This is a genomic window from Providencia sp. 2023EL-00965 (assembly GCF_033550225.1).
In the GTDB taxonomy this organism is placed as follows: domain Bacteria; phylum Pseudomonadota; class Gammaproteobacteria; order Enterobacterales; family Enterobacteriaceae; genus Providencia; species Providencia manganoxydans.
This window is the reverse complement of record NZ_JAWUEH010000005.1, coordinates 153,074-168,810: the sequence shown is the minus strand read 5'-3', so window position 1 is coordinate 168,810 and position 15,737 is coordinate 153,074. Positions and strand designations below refer to the sequence as shown.

15 protein-coding genes and 2 tRNA genes are annotated in these 15,737 nt (G+C 42.6%); 14 read left to right on the top strand and 3 right to left on the bottom strand.

Annotated features, from left to right (window positions below):
* Positions 1-29 precede the first annotated feature (29 nt).
* A complete protein-coding gene (gene asd, locus SC428_RS08985; RefSeq protein WP_318707166.1) occupies positions 30-941 on the bottom strand; it encodes an archaetidylserine decarboxylase in 912 nt (303 codons plus the stop codon).
* A gap of 256 nt (positions 942-1,197) precedes the next feature.
* On the bottom strand, positions 1,198-2,250 hold the full coding sequence (gene rsgA, locus SC428_RS08980; protein WP_283126624.1) for a small ribosomal subunit biogenesis GTPase RsgA: 1,053 nt from the start codon (positions 2,248-2,250) through the stop codon (positions 1,198-1,200).
* Positions 2,251-2,361: 111 nt separating this feature from the next.
* Between rsgA and orn the strand changes: the two genes are divergently transcribed.
* The 6 genes from orn to SC428_RS08950 all read left to right on the top strand — a co-directional run bounded on the left by orn (position 2,362) and on the right by SC428_RS08950 (position 4,612).
* Positions 2,362-2,904, top strand: coding sequence for an oligoribonuclease (orn, locus tag SC428_RS08975; protein ID WP_070927792.1), 543 nt, complete (start codon positions 2,362-2,364; stop codon positions 2,902-2,904).
* A 117-nt stretch (positions 2,905-3,021) separates the two neighbouring features.
* A complete protein-coding gene (locus tag SC428_RS08970; RefSeq protein WP_140187679.1) occupies positions 3,022-3,279 on the top strand; it encodes a type II toxin-antitoxin system HicA family toxin in 258 nt (85 codons plus the stop codon).
* The gene (locus SC428_RS08965) at positions 3,273-3,626 is read left to right on the top strand and encodes a type II toxin-antitoxin system HicB family antitoxin (protein ID WP_070927789.1); all 354 of its coding nucleotides are present in this window, start codon (positions 3,273-3,275) and stop codon (positions 3,624-3,626) included. The genes SC428_RS08970 and SC428_RS08965 overlap by 7 nt, the downstream gene beginning before the upstream one ends.
* Positions 3,627-3,874: 248 nt before the next feature.
* Positions 3,875-4,087, top strand: coding sequence for a DUF1471 domain-containing protein (locus SC428_RS08960; RefSeq protein WP_070927787.1), 213 nt, complete (start codon positions 3,875-3,877; stop codon positions 4,085-4,087).
* A 336-nt stretch (positions 4,088-4,423) separates the two neighbouring features.
* Positions 4,424-4,499 (top strand) — tRNA-Gly (locus SC428_RS08955).
* Between the two features lie 37 nt (positions 4,500-4,536).
* Positions 4,537-4,612: transfer RNA gene (locus tag SC428_RS08950), tRNA-Gly, on the top strand.
* 686 nt (positions 4,613-5,298) lie between these two features.
* On the opposite strand, the gene queG is transcribed toward SC428_RS08950, so the two are convergent.
* Positions 5,299-6,456, bottom strand: a complete 1,158-nt coding sequence (gene queG, locus SC428_RS08945; protein WP_283125998.1) for a tRNA epoxyqueuosine(34) reductase QueG — start codon at positions 6,454-6,456, stop codon at positions 5,299-5,301.
* A gap of 316 nt (positions 6,457-6,772) precedes the next feature.
* On the opposite strand from queG, the gene tsaE reads away from it, so the two are divergent.
* The 8 genes from tsaE (at position 6,773) to hflC (ending at position 15,730) form a co-directional block, all read left to right on the top strand.
* On the top strand, positions 6,773-7,237 hold the full coding sequence (gene tsaE / locus SC428_RS08940) for a tRNA (adenosine(37)-N6)-threonylcarbamoyltransferase complex ATPase subunit type 1 TsaE (RefSeq protein WP_070925667.1): 465 nt from the start codon (positions 6,773-6,775) through the stop codon (positions 7,235-7,237).
* A gap of 14 nt (positions 7,238-7,251) precedes the next feature.
* Positions 7,252-8,538 (top strand): N-acetylmuramoyl-L-alanine amidase AmiB, encoded by a 1,287-nt coding sequence (gene amiB, locus SC428_RS08935; protein WP_283125997.1) that lies wholly within the window; start codon positions 7,252-7,254, stop codon positions 8,536-8,538.
* A gap of 11 nt (positions 8,539-8,549) precedes the next feature.
* Positions 8,550-10,478 carry a DNA mismatch repair endonuclease MutL gene (gene mutL / locus SC428_RS08930; RefSeq protein WP_318707157.1) on the top strand — a complete coding sequence of 643 codons (1,929 nt, stop codon included), beginning with the start codon at positions 8,550-8,552 and terminating at the stop codon, positions 10,476-10,478.
* Positions 10,471-11,409, top strand: coding sequence for a tRNA (adenosine(37)-N6)-dimethylallyltransferase MiaA (miaA, locus tag SC428_RS08925; protein WP_070925663.1), 939 nt, complete (start codon positions 10,471-10,473; stop codon positions 11,407-11,409). The genes mutL and miaA overlap by 8 nt, the downstream gene beginning before the upstream one ends.
* A gap of 349 nt (positions 11,410-11,758) precedes the next feature.
* Positions 11,759-12,055, top strand: coding sequence for an RNA chaperone Hfq (gene hfq / locus SC428_RS08920; protein ID WP_070925661.1), 297 nt, complete (start codon positions 11,759-11,761; stop codon positions 12,053-12,055).
* Positions 12,056-12,156: 101 nt separating this feature from the next.
* Complete coding sequence (gene hflX / locus SC428_RS08915) at positions 12,157-13,437, top strand: ribosome rescue GTPase HflX (RefSeq protein WP_070925659.1); 1,281 nt, start codon at positions 12,157-12,159, stop codon at positions 13,435-13,437.
* Between the two features lie 86 nt (positions 13,438-13,523).
* The gene (gene hflK, locus SC428_RS08910) at positions 13,524-14,726 is read left to right on the top strand and encodes an FtsH protease activity modulator HflK (RefSeq protein WP_070925657.1); all 1,203 of its coding nucleotides are present in this window, start codon (positions 13,524-13,526) and stop codon (positions 14,724-14,726) included.
* A gap of 2 nt (positions 14,727-14,728) precedes the next feature.
* Complete coding sequence (hflC, locus tag SC428_RS08905) at positions 14,729-15,730, top strand: protease modulator HflC (protein WP_070925655.1); 1,002 nt, start codon at positions 14,729-14,731, stop codon at positions 15,728-15,730.
* The last annotated feature ends 7 nt before the right edge of the window (positions 15,731-15,737 follow it).

Here is a 15,737-nt window from a genome sequence, read left to right as displayed (position 1 = left end):
AGGAGCTCCTTCAAGCAATTAATAAGATCTTACTGAGTTTCAACCGAACTATTAATAGAGTCAGTGTCAGTTTCATCAACGATCACTTCCGCTAATAATTCTCCCATACGTGTTGCATAACCAGGGATCAGCGAAGGATTAAAACGTATGGTATTAGGTTCGAAGAGGTTGATCACTGTTGAGCCTAATTTAAAGCGGCCCATTTCTTCGCCTTTTTTCAAAAATACTGCATTTTCAGTGAGTTGCTCAGGGTAGGTCCAGCGTTTGATTACGCCTTCACGCTGATTATTCACACACCCACTCCAAACTGTTTCAATACTACCTACAATGGTGGCACCCACTAAAATTTGCACCATGGTGCCCATTTCAGTTTTGAAAACACAAATAAGGCGCTCATTACGGGCAAACAAATTAGGCACATTGGCCGCAGTCAGTGGGTTTACCGAAAACAGATCACCCGGTACATAAATCATTTCAGTCAATAAACCATCACATGGCATATGGACGCGATGGTAATCACTTGGTGACAGGTAAGTGGTGATAAAGTCACCATTACGGAATTTATCCGCTAATTGGTAATTACCTGCTAGCAGGGCTTCCACAGTATAATTATGGCCTTTGGCTTGGAAGATTTGGTCATCTTGGATAAGGCCTAATTGACTCACCGCACCATCAGCAGGTTGCGCTAATTGGTGATTACCAGAAACCAACGGGCGCGCTTCTTCTTTTAGTGGTCTAACAAAGAAATCGTTAAACGTTGCATATGCGGAGAATTCACTTTTCTGTGCTTCACTCATATTCACCTTATATGCTTTTGCAAATAGTTTTATTGCCCATTGAGTAACAAAGCCAACATTTCGGCTAGCAAACCAGCCAGCAAATTGAGTAAGACCTTGTTTAGGCAACATATATTGCAAACGTATTTTAATTTTCTCTAGCACGTTAACCTCAAATTCGTAAACGCTAATTAGCCTATAACAGCCATTGAAATTGTTGGTGGAGAAGGTTGCCTTCCATTAATTTCACAACTTCTGTTGGCTGCCAAATACACTCTATTTTTCGCAAGCCGGCATTGTACCTTTGCCTATCTAAATAGTATATTTTGTTTCGACGAACTGAAAAATCTTTACCATCAAGTGAGGACTTTTCAATATGTGATGTAAGTGCTCACTTACTATATTTGCTCTGCAAAAAGTATTACTTCTCTTTACCCGTAAAATTACCGCGTGGTTTAACTTGTTCCATGCTTTCTAAAATACGGTGATAATTTTCAAAGCGTGATTCAGCAATGTCCCCTCGCTCGGTGGCTTCGCGTATTAAACAGCCTGGGTCATCTAAATGTTTACAGTCACGGAATTTGCAACCCCCTAGGTACTCTTTAAATTCGACAAAACCTTTCGTCACTTGTTCCGTAGAAAGATGCCATAAGCCAAATTCACGTACACCTGGTGAGTCAATCACATCACCCCCTAGCGGGAAGTGATAGAGCCTTGAGGTGGTGGTCGTGTGTTGGCCTAATCCTGAATTATCGGATACCTGATTCACTAAAATGGTTTGTTCATTATGAGGCAGCAGCGTATTCAGTAGACTGGATTTACCCACACCAGATTGGCCGACAAATACCGATATTTTGCCTTCTAGCGTGTTAGTAAGTGCTTCCATTCCTTCATTGGTATGACTGGAAACTTCGAGGACTTGATAGCCAATATCGCTATAAATAGTCATCAAATCACTCACCCATTCACGGTTTTCTTCATCTAATAGATCAATTTTATTTAAAACGATGATGGGTTTGATGCCTAATGTTTCGCAAGCTACTAAATAGCGGTCAATAATATTCAGTGAAAGCTCGGGTAAAATTGCCGAAACAACGACAATTTGGTCAATATTTGCGGCGATCGGTTTCAATCCATCATAATAATCAGGGCGAGTCAGCACTGAGTGGCGCTCGTGTACCGCTTCGACAATGCCATTGATTTTAATGTCAGTTTGCGTATTGAGCGCAGGGCGCCAAACAACACGATCGCCCGTCACAAGGGATGAGATGGTTCGGCGTAAGTTACAACGCTGTATGGTGCCATCATTTGCTTCAATATCCGCATGTTGACCGAATCGGCTGATCACCAGCCCCTCTTGGGCTTCGCCGAGTTGGCTATCATCAATTTCTACAGCATGTTGCTTTTTCAATCGTTTCTGATGATTTGCTTGTACGCGGCGCTGCTGGCCTTTCGACAGTTTTTGCTTAGCCACCTGACCTCTCTTGATAATGTTGGCTGAGTTTTGTTTATTTGAGTCGTTCGCACCGATATCTCAAACGCGCTATTATAGCATGAACTTTAGTGGATCAAATTAGGGCATATGATGCAAAAGAATGAGAATAATTTAATCTGGATCGATTTAGAGATGACAGGACTCGACCCTGAACGTGACCGTATCATCGAGATTGCGACGATTGTGACGGACAGTCAACTTAATATTTTAGCACAAGGCCCCGTAATAGCGGTTCATCAAACACAAGCTCAGCTTGATTTGATGGATGATTGGAACGTGAATACACACACCAGTAGCGGTTTAGTTGAACGTGTCAAAAGTAGCCAATTTAGTGAGCGCGATGCTGAATTAGCCACGATTGAATTTTTAGAGCAGTGGGTGCCGAAAGGTGTATCACCGATTTGTGGCAATAGTGTTGGCCAAGATCGCCGTTTTTTGTTCCGCTACATGCCTGAGTTAGAAAGTTATTTTCACTATCGTTACCTTGATGTGAGCACACTAAAAGAGCTTGCACGTCGCTGGAAACCAGAGATCTTAGATGGTTTCACCAAAAAAGGCACTCACCAAGCACTGGATGATATTCGTGAATCTATTGCGGAATTAGCCTACTACCGCGAAACCTTTATTAAATAGTGGTTACCTAATCAAATGATTAAAGCAATTGGCTGCGAGTGGGCAGCCAATTTTTTTGATATAAGCAGATAAGCTTTAGTTGTTTTAAATGGTATTAAATAATGATACCATTTTAGTATGAATAAACGACATCTAAAGACACTTTCAGATGTGTTTGCTCGCCCTGTTAATGGGTCAATAAAGTGGTCAGAGATAGAGGTTCTGTTTATTGCTCTTGGAGCTGAAATACATGAAAGGGAAGGATCAAGGATTGCGGTTTTATTGAAAGGCGAAAAGCGTATTTTTCACAGACCTCATCCAAGGCCAACGACTGACAAAGGGGCGGTTAATTCTATTCGTAACTGGCTGGATAGCCTAGGGATTAAACCATGTTAAAAAATACAATGACAATTGATGGATGCGTGGCGGTTATCACATTTGATCCTGAAATTGAAATGTTTAGAGGTGAATTTATTGGTTTGAATGGTGGTGCTGATTTCTACGCATATAGCGTTGATGAATTGAAGAAAGAAGGCGCTATATCCCTCGCTATATTTTTAGATGAATGCCAGAAAGAAGGGATCGCACCTTATAAAAATTATAGTGGTAAAATTTCAGCGAGATTGAAATCTGAAGATCACCATGCATTGACGATAGTCTCACAGGCTTCAGGCTTGTCTATTAATGATCTATTAAACGAAGGTGTAAAATTAGTATTAGCAAAGCATGAATCATGTTCATAGTGTTTGTGTGGCTAATCATTGGCTGCCTGCGGGTGGCTAATTTTTCTTTTCCTATGGTTTTGCTATTAAAAGTATTACTGTAATTTTCCTCTCTGTGATCTAAATCTCAAAAAGTTCCTTCAAATTTTTTGTCTAACAAAGGCAAATTTAGTTACTTTCATTGGTGGGTGATAGGGGGTAGATTAACTCCATCGCAGATAACATCGGTTATCTACTCAGCCTAAAAAAATAAATGAAGGATAAAAATTATGAACATGATTAAAACACTAACAACTGCCTCTCTGTTATCTTTACTGGCTTTTGGTGCTTCGGCTCAAACGATTACTGCAACAGGCGACACACTTTCTTCTACTGAAGCAATCATTGCTCAGAAAGCAAAAGATGCGGGTGCAGACAATTACACCATCACAAGTGCACGTGTCGGTAACTTTGTGACGATGAGTGCAGATCTTAATAAATAAGTTTTGCTATCCCGCCGAGTTAACGGAATGCCTATTTAGGCACTCCGTTGCTTGTTTATGTCAACCAGCCATCAGCGATATATCAATTTAGAACGCCTTCAATATTTATACTCTTCAGTTCAATATCGATAAAAGTGAAAAATGTTAATCGATTGAAATCAAAAGTTTACTTATGATGCTGATAAAACCATCATAATGTCGAATTTATCAGCAAACGAACAAAAAAATAAAAAATTTGCGTCAAGGGGCTTGCCTGACGTGCAATTTTTCGTATAATGCGCTCCCCGTACCGATGAAGATTTTCGTTAGTACGGCAAAGCAAAAAGAGTGTATTTTGCGGGAATAGCTCAGTTGGTAGAGCACGACCTTGCCAAGGTCGGGGTCGCGAGTTCGAGTCTCGTTTCCCGCTCCAATCTCTCTTAGTGTTTTAGTGCAGTAACCCACCAAATGCGGGAATAGCTCAGTTGGTAGAGCACGACCTTGCCAAGGTCGGGGTCGCGAGTTCGAGTCTCGTTTCCCGCTCCAAAGTTTTAGCCTCTTTTGTTATACATTCCTTATTCTTTAGTTCTCGAAGTATATTTTTATTTAGTATTAGATTTATTGATGTCTATGCACTATACCTATTTATAACCTTCGGGGGATATTTCTATATCGCGAAAGAAATCGGTGATGATCATCACGATCTTTTTTCGATCTTGTGGTTTTTTCTGCTTGCATTCATCGGGTTGTCGCCATAGAATAGCCTCCCCTTAGCGATAGGGGCTATCAATAAGTATCCTGATTGTTATAGTTTCGTTTGTAACAATAAGCAAAAAGCCTATTTTTGGCTATTTCAGTTAATTTCTTGTTTCAATCTAAAGTTTTTATAACTTTACTTGCTCTGTGAGTAGTTAAAAAGTCAATTTATTTATTTTCCCATTGTTATCGAGTTATCCACAATCTATTCGCGAAATCATATCGCCTATAAGGCTCTGTAATACTTTATTGCACAGAGTTATCCACAGGGTGATGGGCTAGGTATTTTTATGTGTCCATAAAAATACTTGCGCTATGTTATTAGTTATATAATTGAATTTAAATATAAAATATTTTTATTTAAAATGTGGGCAGCACAACTTGCAAATTCTTTAGCTATTGTCTATTAAGCAATTTTTTATTTTATGCACACGAGATTGACTTTTATTGAATTGGGTTATATAGGCGTATTATTTTTAAGCGTCTCTTGGTAAACCTTTAGATATGGCTCGTACAAGGCGTTTTTGTTGTGAAGTTTGAATTGTTACTTGGTTTTCTTCCCTGCGTTTTAATTGCTGTTGTATTGCCCATGTAAGGTGCTCATCCAACATATCATTTAATTGCAAACGAGAACGTAGTGCAGTCACGATAGTGTCTTGATAGGGGGCATTACCTAATGCCACACTAATATTTCTCAGCCATTTCAAATAGCCAATACGGCGGATGGCAGAGCCTTCAGTGACTTTTAAAAATGTTTCTTCACTCCAACTAAATAGCTCAAGCAGCTCTGGTGTATGTAATACGCGCCTTGGACTAAAATCTTCTTCGTCTGTTAATTGAGAAAAACGGTTCCAAGGACAAATGAGCTGGCAATCATCGCAGCCATAGATACGATTGCCCATTAATGGGCGAAACTCTTCTGGAATAGGGCCATCAAGTTCGATGGTCAGATAGGAAATACAGCGTCTTGCGTCAACGACATAAGGCTCGACAATCGCGCCAGTTGGGCAGGTTGTCATACAGGCTACACAGCGGCCGCACTGCTCTTCAATTGGTTGATCGACGGGAAGAGGTAAATTAACCAGTAACTCACCAAGAAAAAACCAAGATCCAGCCTCACGATTGAGGATCAGGGAATGTTTACCTGTCCAGCCTAAACCCGCTTTAACCGCAAGTGGCCGCTCTAAAATAGGCGCGGAATCAACGAAGGGGCGAAAATTAAGATCATCAGAACAACGGTGCTCGCGGCAGTATGCTAAAATGCGATCACTGAGTAGTTTTAACCGCTTCTTGAGTAGTTTATGATAGTCTCTACCTAGAGCATAGCGGCTGATATAGCCAAGTTTGGGGTTATTGAGTGTGCTAGCAAAGGCCGCTTTTGCAGGCAAATAGTTCATTCGAACACTGATGACGCGAAGTGTTCCGGGGTGTAATTCATGTGGTCTTGCGCGCATCATGCCATGGCGTGCCATCCACTCCATATCGCCATGATATTGCTTATCCAGCCATGCTTGTAGCTTCGGCTCTTCTAATGATAAGTCAGTATCACAAATACCGACTTGCTGAAACCCTAATTCAAGGCCCCATTGTTTGATATTTTGTGCGAGAAGATCGAGATCGAGAAGTGTTGCCATGTGATTTTATCAGGGTATTAAACTCAGTATAATTGCAGCGGCACTTTATCACGCTAACGCTGTTTCACAAAGTATCTCCGTTGCAAAAAGATTGGCCTTAATAAGGATCAAGCGGTTATCTGATATCCATAATTTGAATATTTCTGTAATGTTATATTTCAAGTTGCAGCACTTTTTGTTGAGATAGAGTGGCTCTATTGACTGGCTGCCTAGCGATATTCCGAATTATTTAGAGTATTTTTAAGGAAAATAAAGTGGCTTGAGTTAATATAGTCACTAAATTGATCTATTTTTTATAAAGCTGATTAAACCATTCATGAAAGAACGCATTTTACAACTTGCTAACGAAGAACAGACCGTAGCATTAGGGCGTGCTGTCGCAGCCGCTTGTAAACAAGGGACCGTGATCAATTTATATGGCGATCTTGGTGCAGGCAAAACGACATTTAGCCGTGGTTTTTTACAAGCGTTAGGGCATCAAGGGCATGTGAAAAGCCCTACTTATACACTTGTAGAACCCTATGATCTTCCTAGTAAGCAAGTTTTTCATTTTGATCTTTACCGTTTGGCTGATCCAGAAGAACTGGAATTTATGGGGATCCGTGATTATTTCTCCCCTGAGTCGATCTGTTTGGTGGAATGGCCTCAACAAGGCAAAGGTTTTTTACCTGAAGCTGACCTTGAGCTGCATTTAACTTATCAAGGTGAAGGTCGTCAGGCTCACTTTATTGCTTTTTCTGCAAATGGGGAGTCGTTGTTAGAAGCATTACAAGCACTCTAAGGGATATATTGCTCATGACGAATGCATTGCCAATAAAAATAACAAAAAGGAGCTTCTTCTCCTTCTTATTATTGTTGACTATTTTTGCGTTATTGTTGGTTGCTAGCCCTATACAAGCAGCCACCTTATCGAATATTCAGGTAAACAACAGCCCATCAAATGCAGAGGTGACCTTAACATTTGCAGATGGCAGCCCTGATTACAAATTTTTCCCTTTGCATTCGCCAGAGCGGCTGGTTATTGATCTGAAACAAAGCGGTGAAATCATCGGATTACCTATGAAATTGCCCGCGGGTGATCTAGTCAAAGTGATCCGCGCTAGTCAGCCACCGACAAGTCAACATAAACGTATTGTTTTAGAATTAGCGGCAGCAGCAAAAGCTCAAGCATCACTTAAACAAGTGGCTGGTCAGTATCAAGTCGTCTTTACGCTTTCTACAGGCAAAGGAAATTCGGCCACTACATTTAATAATAGCGCCCAATCTGCGCAAAGCAGAAGTAATGCTGTCCCAGATAAACAGCTAAAAATGAATTCGCCGTCGGCTGCGGTACCTGTGCCTGTGAAGACAAATAAAACGATGCCCAAAGGTTCTAAACAAGTTGTGATTGCAATCGATGCAGGCCATGGAGGCAAAGATCCTGGCGCCATCGGTAAAAATGGTTACCGTGAAAAAGATGTTACTTTAAGTGTGGCACGTAAGTTATATGCGAAATTAGATGCAGACCCCATGTTTAAACCCGCAATGACCCGTGATGGTGATTATTTTATTTCGGTAAGTGGTCGTTCGGATGTCGCTCGTAAAAAAAATGCCAATATGCTTGTGTCTATTCACGCTGACTCTGCGCCAAATAGTCGAGCTCGTGGTGCATCGGTATGGGTACTTTCTAACCGCCGAGCAAATAGCGAATTAGGTAGTTGGTTAGAGCAACGTGAAAAACAATCTGAATTGCTTGGTGGTGCGGGAGATGCTCTGAATGGGGCTGATCCTTATTTAAGCCAAGCGGTACTTGATTTGCAATTCGGCCACTCACAGCGCGTTGGCTATGATGTTGCTGTGCATGTGATACGTCAGTTACGAAAAGTGGGTAATATCCATAAAAGTAGTCCGGAACACGCAAGTTTAGGTGTGCTACGTTCGCCTGATATTCCGTCGATTCTTGTTGAAACTGGTTTCATCAGTAACAGTGCGGAAGAGCAGTTACTAAAATCGGATGCTTATCAGGAACAAGTCGCAGAAGCTATTCATCAAGGTTTGCGTCAATACTTTTTGGCAAACCCTCTGCAAGCTGCACCTAAATAAGGAGATAAGGCATGGCGATACAGATCCTTTCTCCCCAACTTGCCAACCAAATTGCTGCGGGTGAGGTTGTTGAGCGTCCCGCCTCTGTTGTCAAAGAACTGGTTGAAAATAGCCTAGATGCGGGGGCAACACGTATTGATATTGATATTGAGCGTGGTGGAGAAAAGTTGATCCGTATTCGTGATAATGGCTGTGGTATCAGTAAGGATGAACTGATCCTTGCATTAGCTCGCCATGCTACGAGTAAAATTGCGACATTGGATGATCTTGAGGCGATTGTGAGTATGGGGTTTCGTGGTGAAGCCTTAGCGAGTATTAGCTCAGTGTCGCGTTTAACTCTAACATCAAAACCCGCGCAGCAGAGCGAAGCTTGGCAATCATATGCAGAAGGGCGTGATATGGCGGTGACTGTCAAGCCTGCGGCTCACCCTAATGGAACAACGGTTGAAGTATTAGATCTTTTCTATAATACGCCAGCAAGGCGTAAATTCATGCGTACGGAAAAAACGGAATTTGGTCATATTGATGAAATTGTACGGCGTATTGCGCTTTCTCGTCCTGATGTCGCCATTAATTTGAATCATAATGGTAAGTTAGTTAAGCAATATCGTGCTGCACAAGATGACACGCAGCAAGAGCGTCGTTTAGCCGCGGTGTGTGGTACCGGTTTTATGCAAGGTGCATTGGCTATTGCATGGGATCACGGTGACCTTGGTATTAAAGGTTGGATCGTGTCGCCCTCTGCTGGGTCTGTTAGTGATATTCAATATTGTTATGTGAATGGACGAATGATGCGGGACAGGTTGATTAACCATGCTATTCGTCAGGCCTATGAAGGGCATCTAGATGAAAATCAGCAACCAGCCTATGTGCTTTACTTAACGGTTGATCCTCAACAGGTTGATGTTAATGTGCATCCAGCTAAACATGAAGTGCGTTTTCATCAAGCGCGGTTAGTGCATGATTTTATTTATCAAGGGGTGCGGACTGCGCTATTAAATGCACATCAAGCGGATGAATTACCGGGAATAGAACCTGTTACTCATGAAGTGGTGAACAGAACCGCAGCGGGTGATAATTATTTTGCCCCATCAGCAGTGCCTCTGACAATAAAGCCTGAGCGAGAGGCTCTTTCTGAAACGGAGCATTTGTACAGTGAAAAACCACGTTCATCATCATCGGAGCCAATCGGCCATGTAAACCGAGCAAAGGGTGGGTTTGAACACACAGCACCAACATACGATCGTAAAGCAGGTCAATTGTATCAGGCATTAATGTCAGTTCCTGTTGCTGAAGATGATAAAAAACCATTATTCCCAACTCGCCCGCCATTAGATGGCTCGGTTATTTCTTCTCAGTCTGTTGCAGAAAATGCCAATAGCTATACTTTTGGTAAAGTATTGACAATTTACGCAAAAAACTTTGCATTAATTGAGTCTTCATTAGGGTTAATCCTGTTATCCTTAACTGAAGCAAATTACTTGTTGAAGTTGGCGCAATTATCTCCAACAGGAGAAGCGTTAAAACCTCAGCCGCTGTTGATCCCGCTAAAATTGACACTTAGTCATGATGAAATTGCGATTTTTCAGCGTAATAAGGAACAATTGGCATTATTTGGTATTGAAGCCACGATATCTCATGGAAAAGTTACTATTCATGCGGTATCGTTACCGTTAAGAACGCAAAATTTATCACAGCTTTTTGCCAATTTACTGGCGTTTTTGTCGTCAAAAGAGCATTTATCACATCAAGATATTGCACAGTGGCTTGCAAAAACAGTTTCACAAGAAAAAATGCAAGAAAGCTGGAGTTTAGCGCAAGCAGTACAGTTACTCGCTGATGTTGAGCGGCTTTGCCCGCAGCAGGTTAAAAAGCCGTCACCAACATTATTACAATTAATTAATTTACAACCCGTGGTAGCTACGCTAACAAATGAGTGAATTGGTAACTCAAAACAAACCGAATGCAATATTCCTGATGGGGCCTACGGCCTCAGGTAAGACCGCGTTGGCGATTGCTTTGCGTCAACACTTGCCTGTAGAGATAATCAGTGTCGATTCGGCGCTGATCTACCGTGGTATGGATATCGGCACAGCGAAGCCAAATGCAGAGGAACTGAGTCAAGCGCCTCATCGTCTGATCGATATTCTCGATCCTTCTTTACCTTATTCCGCTGCCGATTTCCGGCGAGACGCACTAAATGTAATGGATGAAATTACCGCTCAAGGTAAAATTCCATTATTAGTGGGCGGCACAATGTTGTATTTTAAGGCTTTGCTTGAAGGTCTTTCGCCATTACCTTCAGCAGATCCTGTTGTGCGTGCAGAAATTGAACAAATAGCACAATTACAAGGGTGGACTGAAATACATCGCCGTTTAGCTGAGGTTGATCCTGTTGCGGCAGCTAGGATTCATCCGAATGATCCACAAAGATTATCCCGAGCTTTAGAGGTATATCTCATTTCAGGGCAAACTTTGACTGAAATGACACAAACAGCAGGTGAAGAATTACCTTATAATGTGTTTCAGTTTGCTATTGCGCCCCAAGATCGTAAAATTTTACATGAGCGCATTGAACAACGTTTTCATCAGATGTTAGCCGCTGGTTTTGAAGAGGAAGTTCGTGCTCTTTATAAACGAGGTGATTTACATGTTGATTTACCTTCAATCCGTTGTGTGGGTTATCGACAAATGTGGTCATATCTGGAAGGCGAAATAAATTATGATGAAATGGTTTATCGGGGAATTTGTGCAACACGCCAATTGGCAAAACGCCAGATTACCTGGTTGAGAAGCTGGGAAAATGTTCATTGGTTAGATAGTGAACAACCACAGCAGGCGCTTAAGGCAGTTATGCAGGTCATACGCTAATTAATTTGAGGTGTATACTCTAATAATTTTAGGTGCAGCGAGGCGACAAGCGAGCGCACCGCTAGAAGCATGAAAATTATGTGACTAGTGTGAGTGAACGTAGTCAACCATGTCGTAGCTTGAGGTATGACGAGTATGGTTAGGTAACAAGTCACTGAGCCGTTAGATACGTAAATGACTATGTAACGGGTACAAATGAATGTTGCCAACAACCCTGTAACTTGAAGTATATACGTGCATAGAGCCATTGTTTGTGTACAATTAGAACGGTTAAGCGCAATTTTTGAGTAGTTACTTTTTGGAGCCGTAAGGTTCTCATTTAAAAACAACAAAATAAGGAAAACATAGAATGGCTAAGGGGCAATCTTTGCAAGATCCGTTCCTGAACGCATTACGTCGTGAAAGGGTTCCGGTCTCAATTTATTTAGTTAACGGCATCAAATTGCAGGGGCAGATTGAATCTTTTGACCAGTTTGTCATTTTACTGAAAAATACAGTAAGTCAGATGGTTTATAAGCATGCTATCTCTACTGTTGTCCCTGCTCGTCCTGTTTCTCATCATAGCGGTAGCGCTGCTGGTGGTGCAGGCAATGGTAATTATCACGCTGGGGCTCCTGCTCAACAGGATGGCGAAGCTGCTGAGTAATACCAGTTGCACGTTAAAATTCAAGGAAAACATAGGTAGGGAGACTTTACCTGTGTTTTTCCTTTGTCTTTATAGTGATTAAGCCTAAGAGGTTATAGCCCTTGTTTGATAGGTATGAAGGCGGTGAGCTGGCTGTATTGGTACATGTCTTTTTTTCTCAAGAAAAAGACACTGAAAATCTGGCGGAATTTGAGTCACTCGTGACATCTGCGGGGGTTAAACCCGTACAGATAGTAACAGGCAGTCGAAAGTCCCCTCATCCTAAATACTATGTCGGGGAAGGGAAAGCGGAAGAAATCGCTGATGCAGTAAAGGAAAGTGGTGCAGATGTGGTGTTATTTAACCATACTCTTAGCCCTGCTCAGGAACGTAACCTTGAACGGCTATGCGAATGTAAGGTTGTTGACCGTACAGGCGTGATTTTAGATATATTTGCGCAAAGGGCGCGGACGCACGAAGGGAAACTGCAAGTTGAACTCGCGCAATTACGTCACTTGTCCACTCGCCTTGTGAGAGGATGGACGCACCTTGAGCGCCAAAAAGGTGGAATCGGTCTACGTGGCCCTGGTGAAACTCAGCTTGAAACTGACCGTCGGTTATTAAGGGGAAAAATCAGTCAGATTTTATCCCGCCTTAGTCGAGTCGAAAAGCAGCGAGAACAAGGCCGGCAAGCACGTAATAAAGCAGATATCCCAACGATATCGTTAGTGGGTTATACCAATGCGGGTAAATCAAGTTTATTTAACCGAATGACATCGTCAGAGGTTTATGCGGCTGATCAGCTGTTTGCAACACTCGATCCAACATTGAGGCGTATTGACGTTGATGATGTTGGGACGGTTGTGCTTGCAGATACAGTTGGGTTTATTCGTCACTTACCACATGATTTAGTTGCGGCTTTTAAAGCAACGTTGCAGGAAACACGTGAAGCAACTTTATTGTTACACGTTATTGATGCAGCGGATAACCGTTTGGATGAAAACATTCATGCGGTCGAAAGTGTTTTGGAAGAAATTGAAGCTGATGAGATCCCGACACTATTAGTTATGAACAAAGTGGATATGCTGGAGGATTTTGTCCCGCGTATCGACAGAAATGAGGATAACAAGCCGGTTCGTGTCTGGGTTTCAGCGCAAACGGGTGAAGGTATCCCCTTGTTGCTACAAGCACTGACGGAACGCCTTTCAGGTGAAATCGCACACGTTGAAATGCGTTTGCCACCAAGTGCAGGTCGTCTACGTAGCCGTTTTTATCAGCTCCAAGCTATTGAGCGTGAATGGCAAGAGGAAGACGGCTCAATTGGCCTTGAGGTGCGTATGCCAATGGTTGATTGGCTGCGTTTGTGCAAACAGGAACAACAATTGCCTAGCTATGTGATTTAATATGTCGCTAGGAGATGGAATTGATATTAAGAGTAATGCTTTGCTCTTAACCCGAAAAATCAATCATAAAGATATGGAGCTAAAACATGGCGTGGAATCAGCCCGGTAATGACGGACAAGACCGCGATCCGTGGGGAAGCGGCAATAAAGGCGGCAACTCTGGCGGGAATAAAGGTGGTCGAAAACGTGGGGCTTCTGATCTCGACGATCTCTTTCGTAAGCTGAGCAGTAAGCTTGGTGGTAAAAAAGGCGGCAATGGTGATGGTGACAATAAGCAACCATCACAAATCAGTGGCCGTCTTGGTATGTTGGCTCTGGCTGCGGTAGTCGTTGTATGGGCCGGTTCAGGTTTTTATACCATTAAAGAAAGTGACCGAGGCGTTGTGCTACGCTTTGGCGAATATAGCGGTATTGTAGGGCCTGGTTTGAACTGGAAACCAACGTTTATTGATAGAGTGATCCCAGTTAACGTTGAAACAGTCCGCGAACAAGCAACTAACGGCATGATGCTGACATCAGATGAAAACGTGATCCGCGTTGAAATGAACGTACAGTATCGTGTGACCGATCCTGCTGAATACCTGTTCAGTGTGACTAACCCTGATAACAGCTTACGCCAAGCTTTAGACAGTGCGGTACGTGGTGTTATTGGTCAGTCAGCAATGGAACAAGTCTTGACGACAAATCGTGCATTTATTCGTGATGTAACGCAAAAAGAGCTCGAAGCGACTATTGCCCCATACAAAATGGGTATCACATTGCTCGACGTCAACTTCCAAGCAGCTCGTCCACCTGAAGATGTTAAAGCAGCATTTGATGACGTGATCGCGGCAAGGGAAGAAGAGCAAAAAACGATTCGTGAAGCGCATGCTTACCGTAACGAAGTTCTGCCAATGGCAAAAGGTAACGCGCAGAAGCTGATCGAAGAAGCTGAAGCTTATAAGGCCAGTGTGGTGTTTAAAGCAGAGGGTGAGGTGGCTAGCTTTGCCAAAATGTTGCCTGAGTATCGTGCAGCACCTGAAATCACCCGTGAGCGTCTCTACATTGACACCATGGAGCGTGTGTTAAGTAATACACGTAAAATTATCGCCAATGATAAGAGCAACAGCATGTTAGTTTTACCACTGGATCAATTAATGCGTGGTAGTGACAACAGTGCGGCACCAAAATCAAGCTTAGCACCTAAAGTGATGAATCCAAACACTAACAGTTCATCATCTTATGGTTCGGCACCAGCACAGCCAAGCAGTGGCGTTCGTGGTGATGCCGTTAGAGTAGGGAGACAATAATCATGCGTAAATCGCTAATTGTTATCGTTATTGCCATTTTGGCAGTCGCTTACGCATCAATCTTTATTGTTCCTCAAACTGATCGTGGCATTGTGTTGCGTTTTGGTAAGGTACTGCGTGACTCTGAAAACAAACCGATCATTTATGAGCCGGGTCTGCACTTTAAAGTTCCGTTTATTGAAACGGTGAAAATGCTAGATGCACGTATTCAGACATTAGAAATTCAAGCAGACCGTTACTTAACTAGCGAAAACAAAGACTTGATGGTGGATTCGTACCTGAAATGGCGCGTCACTGACTTTAGCCGCTATTATGTGGCAACGGGTGGTGGTAACCCTTATCAAGCGGAAACACTGTTAAAACGTAAGTTTAGTGACCGTTTACGCTCTGAGTTTGGTCGTTTAAGCGTAAAAGATATCATCACAGACTCTCGTGGTCGTTTAACCATTGATGTACGTGATGCGTTGAACAAAGGAACCGCGACAGATGATGCAACGAAAGATGCTGATGCTGCTATCGCTTCTGCGGCAGCACGCGTTGAGCAAGAAACTAACCTGAAGCCACTGGTTGTTAACGCAAACAGTATGGCTGCGTTAGGTATCGAAGTGGTTGACGTTCGAATCAAACGTATTGAACTGCCAAACGAAGTTTCTGAGGCTATCTATGCACGTATGCGTGCAGAACGTGAAGCCGTTGCACGTCAACATCGTTCGCAAGGTCAGGAAGAAGCGACGAAGATCCGTGCGGTTGCTGATAAAACGGTAACTGAAACTTTAGCCGAAGCTGAGCGTACAGCATTGACGCTGCGCGGTGAAGGTGATGCGATGGCAACAAAACTGTTTGCTGATGCCTTCAATCAGGATCCTGAGTTCTATGCCTTTATCCGTAGTTTACGTGCTTACGAGCAGAGCTTCAAAAATGGTGATGATGTTATGGTGCTTAGCCCAGATACTGACTTCTTCCGTTTTATGAAAGCGCCAACTAAGTTACGTGCGACTGATTAAGTTACAT

Excerpts from the sequence above, each read along its gene's own strand:
- orn (WP_070927792.1), top strand. The coding sequence starts at position 2,362 with ATGCAAAAGAATGAGAATAATTTAATCTGGATCGATTTAGAGATGACA.
- SC428_RS08970 (WP_140187679.1), top strand. The coding sequence starts at position 3,022 with ATGAATAAACGACATCTAAAGACACTTTCAGATGTGTTTGCTCGCCCT.
- SC428_RS08965 (WP_070927789.1), top strand. The coding sequence starts at position 3,273 with ATGTTAAAAAATACAATGACAATTGATGGATGCGTGGCGGTTATCACA.
- SC428_RS08960 (WP_070927787.1), top strand. The coding sequence starts at position 3,875 with ATGAACATGATTAAAACACTAACAACTGCCTCTCTGTTATCTTTACTG.
- queG (WP_283125998.1), bottom strand. The coding sequence starts at position 6,456 with ATGGCAACACTTCTCGATCTCGATCTTCTCGCACAAAATATCAAACAA.
- tsaE (WP_070925667.1), top strand. The coding sequence starts at position 6,773 with ATGAAAGAACGCATTTTACAACTTGCTAACGAAGAACAGACCGTAGCA.
- amiB (WP_283125997.1), top strand. The coding sequence starts at position 7,252 with ATGACGAATGCATTGCCAATAAAAATAACAAAAAGGAGCTTCTTCTCC.
- mutL (WP_318707157.1), top strand. The coding sequence starts at position 8,550 with ATGGCGATACAGATCCTTTCTCCCCAACTTGCCAACCAAATTGCTGCG.
- miaA (WP_070925663.1), top strand. The coding sequence starts at position 10,471 with ATGAGTGAATTGGTAACTCAAAACAAACCGAATGCAATATTCCTGATG.
- hfq (WP_070925661.1), top strand. The coding sequence starts at position 11,759 with ATGGCTAAGGGGCAATCTTTGCAAGATCCGTTCCTGAACGCATTACGT.
- hflK (WP_070925657.1), top strand. The coding sequence starts at position 13,524 with ATGGCGTGGAATCAGCCCGGTAATGACGGACAAGACCGCGATCCGTGG.
- hflC (WP_070925655.1), top strand. The coding sequence starts at position 14,729 with ATGCGTAAATCGCTAATTGTTATCGTTATTGCCATTTTGGCAGTCGCT.